This window comes from Pseudomonas sp. UTLPPB19802 (genome assembly GCF_059730225.1).
This window is the reverse complement of record NZ_AP048545.1, coordinates 5,222,750-5,234,622: the sequence shown is the minus strand read 5'-3', so window position 1 is coordinate 5,234,622 and position 11,873 is coordinate 5,222,750. Positions and strand designations below refer to the sequence as shown.

10 protein-coding genes are annotated in these 11,873 nt (G+C 64.3%); 6 read left to right on the top strand and 4 right to left on the bottom strand.

The features are described from left to right. Window positions 1–81: 81 nt before the first annotated feature. A complete protein-coding gene (locus AC6I6U_RS22530) occupies window positions 82–1,533 on the top strand; it encodes an ATP-binding protein (protein WP_497878236.1) in 1,452 nt (483 codons plus the stop codon). Here AC6I6U_RS22530 and AC6I6U_RS22525 read toward each other — a convergent pair. Beyond that, window positions 1,525–4,311: an ATP-binding protein gene (locus AC6I6U_RS22525; RefSeq protein WP_497878235.1), complete on the bottom strand. Its 2,787-nt coding sequence runs from the start codon at window positions 4,309–4,311 to the stop codon at window positions 1,525–1,527. The two genes, AC6I6U_RS22530 and AC6I6U_RS22525, sit on opposite strands and share 9 nt — an antisense overlap. 246 nt (window positions 4,312–4,557) lie before the next feature. Next, window positions 4,558–5,013 (bottom strand): helix-turn-helix domain-containing protein, encoded by a 456-nt coding sequence (locus AC6I6U_RS22520; protein ID WP_497878234.1) that lies wholly within the window; start codon window positions 5,011–5,013, stop codon window positions 4,558–4,560. A 250-nt stretch (window positions 5,014–5,263) separates the two neighbouring features. Between AC6I6U_RS22520 and AC6I6U_RS22515 the strand changes: the two genes are divergently transcribed. The 4 genes from AC6I6U_RS22515 to ycaC all read left to right on the top strand — a co-directional run bounded on the left by AC6I6U_RS22515 (window position 5,264) and on the right by ycaC (window position 9,301). Further along, a complete protein-coding gene (locus AC6I6U_RS22515) occupies window positions 5,264–6,187 on the top strand; it encodes a LysR substrate-binding domain-containing protein (protein ID WP_497878233.1) in 924 nt (307 codons plus the stop codon). 117 nt (window positions 6,188–6,304) lie between these two features. Continuing rightward, the gene (locus tag AC6I6U_RS22510) at window positions 6,305–6,721 is read left to right on the top strand and encodes a DoxX family protein (protein WP_497878232.1); all 417 of its coding nucleotides are present in this window, start codon (window positions 6,305–6,307) and stop codon (window positions 6,719–6,721) included. A 44-nt stretch (window positions 6,722–6,765) separates the two neighbouring features. Continuing rightward, complete coding sequence (locus AC6I6U_RS22505; protein WP_497878231.1) at window positions 6,766–8,604, top strand: amidohydrolase; 1,839 nt, start codon at window positions 6,766–6,768, stop codon at window positions 8,602–8,604. Between the two features lie 70 nt (window positions 8,605–8,674). Next, window positions 8,675–9,301: an isochorismate family cysteine hydrolase YcaC gene (gene ycaC / locus AC6I6U_RS22500; protein ID WP_054059284.1), complete on the top strand. Its 627-nt coding sequence runs from the start codon at window positions 8,675–8,677 to the stop codon at window positions 9,299–9,301. 104 nt (window positions 9,302–9,405) lie between these two features. Here the strand turns inward: ycaC and AC6I6U_RS22495 are convergent, their stop codons facing one another. Beyond that, window positions 9,406–10,425 carry an alpha/beta hydrolase gene (locus AC6I6U_RS22495; RefSeq protein WP_497878230.1) on the bottom strand — a complete coding sequence of 340 codons (1,020 nt, stop codon included), beginning with the start codon at window positions 10,423–10,425 and terminating at the stop codon, window positions 9,406–9,408. Between the two features lie 149 nt (window positions 10,426–10,574). Between AC6I6U_RS22495 and AC6I6U_RS22490 the strand changes: the two genes are divergently transcribed. Then, on the top strand, window positions 10,575–11,471 hold the full coding sequence (locus AC6I6U_RS22490; protein WP_497878229.1) for a LysR family transcriptional regulator: 897 nt from the start codon (window positions 10,575–10,577) through the stop codon (window positions 11,469–11,471). On the opposite strand, the gene AC6I6U_RS22485 is transcribed toward AC6I6U_RS22490, so the two are convergent. Next, window positions 11,468–11,872, bottom strand: coding sequence for a hypothetical protein (locus AC6I6U_RS22485; RefSeq protein WP_497878228.1), 405 nt, complete (start codon window positions 11,870–11,872; stop codon window positions 11,468–11,470). The genes AC6I6U_RS22490 and AC6I6U_RS22485 overlap by 4 nt on opposite strands. Window position 11,873 lies beyond the last annotated feature (1 nt).

Genomic DNA, 11,873 nt, shown 5'->3' with positions numbered 1-11,873 from the left:
GAGGCGTGGGTCCGCTGGATCATTTCGCGCGTCGGTTCTTGCCGCGTCGATTTCGGGCCCGGCGCCGGCCCGCGAGTGGACATGAACAGCCTCAGACAATTGGATGGCGATGCGCTGCTGCGCTTCGGCCCCTATGCCTTACACCTGCGCCAGCGGCTGGTCCTGGAGGGCGAGCGCCCGCTGCGCATGGGTGGTCGCGCGCTGGACATTCTGCAGATATTGCTCGAACACGCGGGCAACGTGGTCAGCAAGGATGAATTGATCGCCCGTGTCTGGCCGACCTCGGTGGTCGAGGAAATCAACCTGCGCGTGCACATTGCCGCCTTGCGCCGGGCATTGGGGGACGGACAGGGCGGCCAGCGCTACATCGTCAACGTTCCGCAGCGCGGCTACAGTTTCATCGCCTCGGTGCAGCGCGAGCAGGCGGCATTGCCGGTGTCGTTGGAGACCGCCCTCAAGCCCCAGCACAACCTGCCCGCCCGACTGACGCCGGTGACCGGTCGCGACTCGCTGGTGGGCAGCCTGGTGCGCCAGTTGCCGGTGCGCCGCTTCATGACCCTGACAGGGCCCGTCGGCGTCGGCAAGAGCACCGTGGCGTTGCGCGTGGCCGAACTGCTGCTGCAGCACTATCGCGATGGCGTGTGGATGATCGACCTGGTTGCCCTGGACGATTCGACGCAGTTGCTTGAACAGCTGGCCTGCTGCCTTGACCTGGACCCCGACCTGAACGGCCTGGCCGAGCGGCATGCCCTGGTGGTACTGGACAACTGCGGGCATCTGCTCGATGGCTGCCGGGCCCTGGTCGAGCGCCTGCTGGCCGTGGCCCCGCGCCTGTCGTTGCTGGTCACCAGCCGTGAGCCGCTCGGTGCCAGTGATGAATGCGTGCTGCGCCTGCCGCCACTGGCAGTGCCGCCCGCGTCGGCGCTGCACAGCGTGGAGGAGGTAATGGGCTATTCGGCGGTTCAGTTGTTCGTCAGTCGCGCCAGGGCTTGCCAGCAGGGTTTTTTCCTGCGCGAACGGGACCTGGTGGCCGTGCGCGATATCTGTCGCCGGCTCGACGGCCTGCCGCTGGCGATCGAATTGGCGGCGACCCAGATCGGCGCTCTGGCCCTGGTGGGGCTGCAGGCCCAGCTCGACAACTGTTTCCAACTGCTGATCCAGGGGCGGCGCACCGCCGAACCCCGGCACCAGACCTTCAAGGCAGCGCTGGACTGGAGCTACGAGCGGCTGGCGCCGCTGGAGCAGATCCTGTTGCAGCGCCTGGCGGTATTCAAGATGTGCTTTACCGCAGAGTCGGCCATTGCGGTGGCCTGTTGTGAGCAGTTGGCGGCAGCGCAACTGCCAGAGCTGCTGGGGCGCCTGGCTGATAAATCGTTGCTGATGCTGGAACAGGGTACGGGTGTGCCTCGTTACCGCCTGCTCAACACCACCCGGACCTATGCCCTGGAACAGCTGGCGCGCAGCGGGCAGTCGCGCCCGCTGGCAAGGCGCCACGCCGCCTACCTCAACCAGGCGGAGCCAGTCTTAGGCTGACAGGCGCGGCTCCAACTGTTCGAGCAATTGCGCGGCCTTGAGCAGGTCCGGCGTCTGGCAGCCTTCGCTGAAGCGTGCATGGACCGGTGCGAGCAGTTCATGCGCCGGGCAGTAGCGCCCTTGCTGCTGCCATAGCCGTGCCAGCGAGGTGGCGCAGCGCAGTTCCCAGGCCAGGGCGCCTTGCGCCTGCGCCACGCCGATGGCCTTGAGCAGCAGGGCCTGTGCGGCATCCGGGTGACGCTGTGCCAGCAGTTTTTCTGCCTGGGCGCGCAGGATTTCCGCACTGCTCCAGCCAGCCGCACCGCTTTCGGCGCGTGCGAGCAAGGCGTCATCGACGAAGCGGCTGTCGAGGGTGACCATGATTTCCTTCACCAGGCCATTGCTGGCCGGCACCAGGCCGGTCGACGGTTGCCTGGTGATCACCTGGGCGTACTGCTGGCCCCAGTTCTGAAACAGCGGTACCGCATGTTTCTGCGCCTGTTCCAATAGAAGTTGCAGCAGTTCACGGGCGGTTTCGCTGTCGCCGTTGTAATAGGGAATCAGGCAGCCGGCCAGGGCCAGGGTGTAGCAGATGGACGTGCCATGGTTGACCTGCAGGGCCAGGTCCAGCGCCTGGCGGGCGGTGCGCCAGGCCTGCTGCGGCTGGCCCTGCAGCCAGAGAATGCGCGCCAGGACGGTCAGGGCCGCGACGCTTTGATCGTACTGCACGCCAAAGTCGCGGGTGAAACGGTTGACGTGATTGCCATGGGCCAAGCGTTGCAGCACCTGTTCGGCAAGCTCTCGTGCCAGGTTCTGCTCGCCGGAATAGTGCAATGCCAGCACCCGCAGGCGTTGCGTGCCGAGTGACAACGGCGTATCGCTCAATGCCAGTTGGTCGAACTGCCGGCTTTGCTCCAGCGCCAGCCGGTAGTTGCCGCTACTGAGGTTGGCCGTCATGTGGCCCGACACCGCCTTGAGTTGGCCGCCCAGATCACCGTGGTACTCGGCCAGGGCCTGGGCGCTGCTGAAGGTGGCAATGGTTTCGGCACTGCCGCCATGGGTGTGGTAGCAGGCATTGCCCAGGGCCAGCTTGAGGGCGATGGTCAGGTGCGGACAGGGATGGGCGATTTTTTCCTGCAGCGTGAGGGCCTTGCGGACATGGTCGCCGTGTTCCTTGGGCAGCGACAGTTCCTGCCACAGCGGCGCCGATGCGGCGGTCAGGCGAATCGCCAGGCCTTGCGGACCTTGCGGGCCCAGCCCCCAGTCCAGCGCCGCGCGCAAATCTTCCAGGCCTCGGGCGTAGCGCTCGAGCCAGCGTTCGGTGCTGGTGTTCTCCCACTCGGCCTGGGCCTGTTCCATCATGGCCAGGCAGCGCTCGGCGTGGCGTTGCCGGGTGCCTGGCAGTTCACAGGCCAGGTCGAGTTTTTCCAGGGCATAGCTGCGGGTGGTGTCGAGCAGTCGGTAAAACACCTCTTCGTCACCCACTTCGACGTTCAGCAGCGACTTGGCGACCAATTGCGTAATCGAGGTGAACACCTCGCCGGCTTCGACGTTCGCGCCCATGATCACCGCTGCGGCCGAGGCGAGGGTGAAGCTGCCGCGGAACACACCCAGCCGGCGCAGGCAAGTCTGTTCGGTGGGGGTGAGCAGCTCGAAGCTCCAGTCGAGGGTGGCGCGCAAGGTCTGGTGCCGACCCAGTGGCGTATGCCCGCCCTGGGTCAGCAGGCGGAAGCTGTCCTGCAACTGCGCGAGCAGGCCCTCCAGCCCCAGGTTGATGACCTGGGCGGCGGCCAGTTCGATGGCCAGGGGAATGCCATCCAGGCGCCGACAGATCTCGATGGCCAGCGGCAGTTGTTCCTGGGTCAGTTCGAAGCTGTCCTGGTTGGCCATCGCTCGTTCAACGAACAGTTGCAAGGCCGGGAAGTCCATCGCCTGGGCGCGGTCCAGGGCCGCCAGGGGCGGCGGACAATCGAGCGACTCCAGGCGTTGCACGAATTCGCCTTCGGCCCGCAGGCTTTCACGGCTGGTGGCGAGGATATGCACCTGGGGTGCACCGCGCAGCAGGCTTTCGCACAGCGGTGCGACGGCGTCGAGCAGGTGTTCGCAGTTATCGATCACCAGCAGCATCTGCCGCTCGCGCAGGAAGGCGACGATGCTGGCGGTGGTTTCGCTTTCCGCCGCGGACATTCCAAGCAGCGTTGCCAGATGGCCGGCGACCAGTGCCGGATTGTCCAGCGGGGCCAGGTCGAGCAGGCGGATGCCGTCCCGGTAGTGGCCGATCAGTTGTTCGGCGACGCTCAGGGCCACGGTGGTCTTGCCGATGCCGCCGGGGCCGACCAGGGTGATGAAGCGCTGGTGCGAAAAATGCCGAAGCATACCGGCAAGGAGTGCCTGGCGGCCGATCATGCGGGTCCGGCGCAACGGCAGGTTATGACTGACCGGCGCGCTGCCTTGTGGGTGCTGCTCGATCATGTCCAATTGGCACGGGGCAACGAAGCTGTAGCCGCGCTGGGCCACGGTGACGATATAGCGCTGCCCGGCCTGGCCATCGCCCAATGCCTTGCGCAATGCGGCCATGTGCACCCGCAGGTTGATGTCCTCGACCACGCTGTCGGGCCAGACCCGGGCCAGCAGTTCCTGCTTGCTGACCAGTTGTCCGGCATGTTCGAGCAGGATCAGCAGGATATCCATGGCACGCCGGCCCAGTCGCAGGGGACGGTCGCCCTCCATGATCAGGCGCTGTCCGGGGTAGGTTCGATAGGGGCCGAAACGCACGGCCTGCTCGAGTGAAAGGGTCAACGGGTCGCTCCTGCCTGCTTCTCTTCTGGTCGTCCCCGCCGAAGCTTGTCGAGGGGGCGGCGGATGACTCGGGCCGCACGCAAGGCTCCGGTCTATCACGCAATATCCGTGCATATTCCTCAGGTTTTGGCGGATGTGCAAGGTGGTGGCAGGTTGACTCTGCCGCGGCAGGGTGGCGGGCCGCCGTTTTTTTGCGGATGGCCGCCAGATGGCTGGAGATGACTGCGAGAACGACGACGTCCGCGATCAGCGGGTGGCAGGGCGCTCGACATAGCAGAGATGGCGCGCACCGTTGCGCACTGGCTTGGCGGCCAGTTGCTGGCAGCGCCAGGCAAAGGGGTTGATGCCTTCGCTACGGGTGAAGATATGACAGAAGTACGCCTGGTCGCAGAAACCGCATTCCAGGCTGATCTGCGTCAGGCTCAGGTCGGTTTCGCGGATCAGTCGCTTGGCCCGTTGAATCCGCTGCTGGCGAATCCAGTCCTGGGGCGAGAGTCCGGTGCTGCATTTGAAGGCCCGGGAGAAGTGGCTGCGTGACAGTGAACAGGCGCGGGCCAGCTCGCTGATCTCCAGGGTTTCGCTCAGGCGGTCGAGGATCAGTTGCTTGACCAGCTTTTCCCGCCAGGGCGAGAGCCCGCCCGGAATAGGCGTACGGGCTTCGGTGGCACGGGGAAGGGAGGCGTTGTGCTGTGTTTGAACCATGACCAGTATCCGTGTCGGGGGGGAGGGGTGCTGGCACACAGCACGTCGAGTCAGCACCGTCCCACGGTAGGGTTGAGGTCATCATTTTTGGCGCAGGGGCGTTAAGGGGCGAGTTAAACGTTGTTAATTCCCCTTTCCGCCACGTTGCGGGGCGGGCGGTGAAAGACAGCACATCCTTTCAAGTATCGGGGGTGGGCGCCGATGGATACTGGAGGATCGCCCCTGGCAGACCCATGAGGAGACTGTGCCGATGAACCGAAACGACCTGCGCCGCGTCGACATGAACCTGTTGGTGATTTTCGAAGCCCTGATGTTTGAAAAGAACCTGACCCGGGTCGCCGAAAAACTCTTCATGGGCCAGCCCGCCGTGAGTGCCGCGCTGGGGCGCTTGCGTGACTTGTTCGACGACCCGCTGCTGCTGCGCAACGGTCGCGGCATGGAACCGACGGCGCGCGCGCTGGCGATTCTGAAAGAGCTGCAACCGGCGATGGACACCATCTCCGGTGCGGTCAGCCGGGCCAAGGACTTCGATCCGGCGACCAGTTGCGACGTCTTTCGTATCGGCCTGTCCGACGATGCCGAGTTTGGTCTGTTTCCACCGTTGCTGAGCCAGTTGCGCGAGGAAGCGCCGGGCATCATCGTCGTGGTGCGTCGGGCCAACTATCTGCTGATGCCGTCGCTGCTGGCTTCCGGGGAAATCTCCGTGGGCGTGAGCTACACCACCGAGCTGCCGGCCAACGCCAAGCGCAAGATGCTGCGCGACATTCCCTGCAAGGTGCTGCGTGGCGATGATCGTCCGGGGCCCCTGACCCTGGATGAGTACTGCGAGCGACCCCATGCGATGGTGTCGTTTTCCGGTGACTTGAGCGGCAACATCGACCTCGACCTGGCAAAGATCGGCCGCTGTCGCCGGGTGGTACTGGGCGTGCCACAGTTCAGTGGACTGCGGGCGTTGCTGGCCGGTACCGAAATGATTGCCACCGTGCCCGACTATGCCGCCTGTGCCCTTGTGGAGGGCTGTGCGCTGCGCGCCGAGGACCCGCCGTTCGAGATCGACGCGGCGCAGTTGTCGATGGCCTGGAGCGGGGTGCATGACAACGACCCGGCTGAGCGCTGGCTGCGTTCACGGATCGCGCAATTCATGTCTGCGCCACTGGATATCCCAGCTCCCTAATCACGCCTCTCTGGAAAGAGAGCACGTACATTCAATTTTTCCGCAGCCCGTCCCCGCACTATTTGTCCACAGTCCGGCTTCCTGATGCCGGTGGGTTTTCTTGGTGATGGGTGGATCATGAACGCTTCGTGCTGGAATGAACGGGCGCAGGCCCTCGGATTGCTGTTTATGCGCGTCAGCGCCGCGGTGTTTCTGCTATGGGTCCATGGCCTGCCGAAACTGCTGCACTACAGCACCGAGCTGCAGAACATCGAAGACCCGTTCCACCTGGGCGCCAACCTGACCCTGATGCTGGCGATCTTCGCCGAGGTGTTCTGCCCGCTGCTGATCATTGCCGGCGTGCTGGTACGTCTGGCGTGCTTGCCTATTCTCTCTGTGTTGCTGGTGGCACTGGTGTTCGTGCACCCCGAGTGGACCCTCGCCGAAGGCCAGTTCGCCTGGCTGCTGCTGATCCTCTTCACCAGTCTTTTCATCGCCGGTCCCGGACGACTGGCGCTCAATGATCGTTTCGCCGGAATCTGGCGTCTTGCCTGATCCCGGACGAGCCTTTCCACTCTTACCCTGACGAAGGAGACGCGATGAACGCCGATCTGATCCTGTTCAATGGTCTGTTCCACACCGTTGACCGTGAAAAACCACGGGCCAGCGCCGTAGCCATCCGTGAGGGCCGCTTCGTTGCGGTCGGCACCGATGCCGAGGCCATGGCCCTGCGTGGTTCGGACACCCAACTCATCGACCTCAAGGGCCGTTGCGTGATCCCGGGTCTGAACGACTCGCACCTGCACCTGATCCGGGGTGGCCTGAACTACAACCTCGAGCTGCGCTGGGAAGGCGTGCCGTCCCTGGCCGATGCCCTGCGCATGCTCAAGGACCAGGCCGACCGCACCCCAACCCCACAGTGGGTACGCGTGGTCGGCGGCTGGAACGAATTCCAGTTCGCCGAAAAGCGCATGCCGACCCTGGAAGAACTCAACCAGGCCGCGCCGGACACCCCGGTGTTCGTGCTGCACCTGTATGACCGTGCCTTGCTCAACCGCGCCGCCCTGCGTGTGGCCGGTTACACCCGCGACACGCCGAACCCGCCAGGTGGCGAGATCGTGCGCGACAGCAACGGCGAACCGACCGGCATGCTGGTGGCCCGTCCGAACGCGATGATTCTCTATTCGACCCTGGCCAAGGGGCCCAAGCTGCCACTGGAATACCAGGTCAACTCGACCCGCCAGTTCATGCGTGAGCTGAACCGCCTGGGCCTGACCAGCGCCATCGACGCCGGCGGCGGTTTCCAGAACTACCCCGATGACTACCAGGTGATCGAGCAGTTGGCGAAGGAAGAGCAACTGACTGTTCGTATCGCCTACAACCTGTTCACCCAGAAACCCAAGGAAGAACTGGCCGACTTCAAGAACTGGACCGGCAGCGTCAAGCTGCACCAGGGCGACGACTTCCTGCGTCACAACGGCGCCGGCGAAATGCTGGTGTTCTCCGCCGCCGACTTCGAAGACTTCCTCGAACCGCGTCCGGACCTGCCGGCCAGCATGGAGGCCGACCTGGAGCCGGTGGTTCGCCACCTGGTCGAGCAGCGCTGGCCGTTCCGCCTGCACGCCACCTACAACGAATCCATCAGCCGCATGCTGGATGTATTCGAGAAGGTCAACCGCGACATCCCGTTCAACGGCCTGCCATGGTTCTTCGACCATGCCGAAACCATCACCCCGCAGAACATCGAGCGGGTCAAGGCGCTGGGTGGTGGTATCGCGATTCAGGACCGCATGGCGTTCCAGGGTGAGTACTTCGTCGATCGCTACGGTTCCAAGGCTGCCGAAGCCACGCCGCCGATCAAGCGCATGCTGGCCGAAGGCGTGCCGGTCGGTGCCGGTACCGACGCCACCCGCGTCTCCAGCTACAACCCATGGACCTCGCTGTACTGGATGGTCAGTGGTCGTACCGTTGGCGGCCTGGCACTGTATGAGGAAGGCCTGCCACGCGAGACCGCGCTGGAACTGTTCACCCACGGCAGCGCCTGGTTCTCTTCCGAACAGGGCAAGAAGGGCCAGATCAAGGTCGGCCAGTTGGCTGACCTGGCGGCCCTGAGCGCGGACTTCTTCAGCGTCGAGGAAGAAGCCATCAAGTGGATCGAGTCGGTACTGACCGTGGTCGGCGGCAAGGTGGTCTACGCCGCGGAAAACTTCGAGAAGCTCGGCCCTGGCAACCTGCCGGTCCTGCCGGACTGGTCGCCGGTCGCCAAGGTACCCGGCCACTGGCGCCCGAATGCGCCGATGCAGGCCCAGGTTCACCTATGCAGCGGTCCATGTGCCGTGCACTCCCACAGCCATGAGCGGGCCCGTCATTCGAACGTGCCGGTCAGCGACTTCCAGGGCTTCTGGGGCGCATTCGGCTGTTCCTGCTTCGCTTTCTGATTTCCCACCCCACGGCGCCGGTCATCCGGCCGGCGCCACAAACCCTTGCTGTCGATGATGGAGCCTCGAAATGAGTAACGTTCCTTACAAACGCCTGGACAAAAATGATGCGGTGGTGCTGCTGGTCGACCACCAGACCGGTCTGATTTCGCTGGTACAGGACTTCTCGCCGAACGAGTTCAAGAACAACGTATTGGCCCTGGCCGACTGCGCCAAGTTCTTCAACCTGCCAACCATCCTGACCACCAGCTTCGAACAGGGTCCGAACGGCCCGCTGGTTCCAGAACTGAAAGAGATGTTCCCGGACGCGCCGTACATCGCCCGTCCAGGCCAGATCAACGCCTGGGACAACGAAGACTTCGTCAAGGCGATCAAGGCCACCGGCCGCAAGCAACTGATCATCGCCGGCGTGGTGACGGATGTTTGCGTCGCGTTCCCAACCCTGTCGGCCCTGGCCGAAGGCTTCGACGTGTTCGTGGTGACCGATGCTTCCGGTACCTTCAACGACACCGTGCAACAGGCTGCGTGGAACCGCATGACCCAGGCCGGCGCACAGATGATGAACTGGTTCGCCGTAGCCTGTGAGCTGCACCGCGACTGGCGCAACGACATCGAAGGCCTGGGCAACCTGCTGTCGCAGCGTATCCCGAACTACCGCAACCTGATGAACAGCTACGCGGCACTGACTGCCAAGTAAGCTGTTTGCCTCAACGCGAAACCCGTCGCAACGAGCAGCTCGTTGCGGCGGGTTTTTCTGCATGGGAAGGGTCATCCTTGACCGCTCGTTTTTCGTTTACGCGCTTACTTCAGGTGGGTCTTGAGTTCCAGGGCCGCCTGGCGCATCGCCGCCTTGACTTCAGGAATCCCGTTCAGCGGGTTGAGCAGGCCGAAGTCGTGGATCATGCCGTTGTAGCGCACGCTGGTCACCGGCACACCGGCTGCATCCAGGTGACGGGCATAGGCTTCGCCTTCGTCACGCAGCACGTCGAATTCGGCGGTCTGCACCAGCGCTGGCGGCAAACCGCGAAGCTGTTCGGTGCTGGCCTGCAGAGGCGAGGCGTGAATCTGTGCCCGCTCGGCGCCGTTGGTGGTGTAGCTGTCCCAGAACCACTTCATCATGCCCTTGGTCAGGAAGTGCCCCTCGGCAAACTGCTGGTACGACGCCGTGTCGAAGTGCGCATCGGTCACCGGCCACAGCAGCAGTTGGAAGCGCAGTTCCGGGGTCTTGCGTTCCTTGGCCATCAGCGCCACGACCGCCGCCATGTTGCCGCCGACGCTGTTGCCGGCCACCGCCAGGCGCTTGCTGTCGACACCGATTTCCTTGCCGTGCTCGGCGACCCATTGGGTGGCGCCGTAGGCCTGGTTGATCGCGGTCGGGTAGTGCGCTTCCGGCGACGGCGTGTAGTCGACGTAGACCGCTACCGCACCCGAGTCGACCACCAGGTCGCGGATCAGCCGCTGGTGAGTCGGGAAGTCGCCCAGTACCCAGCCGCCGCCGTGGAAGAACATGAACACGGGCAGGGTGCCCTTGACCCCGGCAGGGCGGACGATCTTCAGGGTGACCGGCTGGCCGCCCACCTGGATCGAACGTTCGCTGACGTCGATGCCGGAGAGGTCGACCTTGACCGAGGCCTGGGCACCGGTCAGGACTGCCCGGGCGTCACGTGGGCTCAGTTGCTCCAGGGGGCCGCCACCGCCGGCGGCGAGGGCATCGAGGAATGCCTGGGTGTTGTGTTCGACGCCGGTGCTGCCGGCGGCGAAGGCCTGGCCGACGCTCAGGGCCAGCAGGGTAGTGGTCAGGGTCTTTTGTACGATGTTCATGGTGAAATCCTTTTGATTTGATTGATCTGTATGAAGTGCGTTTGGCGACCGACTCAGTGGCTGTCGCTGCAACGTGTGAACAGATTAATGGGATGCCAGAACATGAAAAAGCCGTTATAAAGCGTTTTACTGTCAACCAGGGAGTGACAATGAACCCCTTCGAAGATATGCGTATTTTCTGCCAGGTAATGGACTCCGGCAGCTTTACCGCCGCCGCCGACCAGCTGGGCCTGTCCAAGCAGTTCGTCAGCCGGCGCCTGATGCAGCTCGAAGAGCGCCTGGGGGTGCGGCTGCTCAACCGCTCGACCCGGCGCCTGGATGTCACGCCGCTGGGGCAGAGCTACTACGAGTCGGCCTTGCGCTTGCTGGGCGAAGTCGAACAGGTGGAGCAGGGCATTGCCGGCCAGACCGCCGAACCACGCGGGACCATTCGCCTGAGTGCGCCGCTGTCGTTCGCCCTGGCGCACCTGGGCTGCCTGCTGCCGCCGTTTCTGCAGCGGTATGGCGAGGTCAGCGTCGAGGTCGATCTCAGCGACCGGCCGGTGGACCTGCTCGGCGAGGGCTACGACCTGGCGCTGCGGATCGGCACGCTGGAGGACTCGACGCTGATCGCCCGCCGCATCGCCAGCATCGACCGGGTGTATTGCGCCAGCCCCGACTACCTCGCCGAGCGCGGCACGCCGCTCAAGCCGGACGACCTGCATTTCCACGACTGCCTGCCCTATGGCCACGGTCGCCAGGTGCAATGGCGCTTCACCGGGCCGGGCAAGCCGGCGGTGGTCAACGTGACCGGGCGGATGCGCGTGAACAACGGCGACCTGCTCAGGGACGCCGCGATTTCCGGGATGGGGATCACCTACCTGCCGATTTTCATCGTCGGTTCGGCGTTGGAGGAAGGCAAGTTGGTGCCGGTGTTGAACGACCTGCGCCCGGAGCCGCTGGTGCTGTCGGCGGTGTATCCGCAGCATCGCCAGGCATCGCGGCCAGTGCAGGCGTTCATCGAGTTTCTGCGTGAGCGGCTCAGTCGCATCGACGTTCGGCTTTAGTGGCGTCCGGTTGCCTGGAGGGGTTGCCTTGAATCCGTCAGCCAATAGACCGTCGTGAAATAGCCCCAGCCGACCAGAAAGGAGGGGGCGATCGTCAGCAGTACATTGGGCGTGCCCGCATTGAAGTGAACCACCGCCGACAGTGAGCTGAACAGGCTCACCACGCTCAATGGCACCAGTGTTCTCCTCGCCCGCTTGGGCAAGCCGGCGAGCAGGCGCGCCAGCCTGAACATGACGGAGAGTGCGACGAGCGTCGAAACATAGCTGATGAGTCCTTGAATGACCGCTGCAAGGCCCATTGGGCCCATGCCGTGGCCGGCGTTGGACACCGCTGCCAGCGAGCCATAGAAAATGGCCGCCGGCAGCGCCGAGAGAAGAACGGATCTCTTGTTCACCTGCATG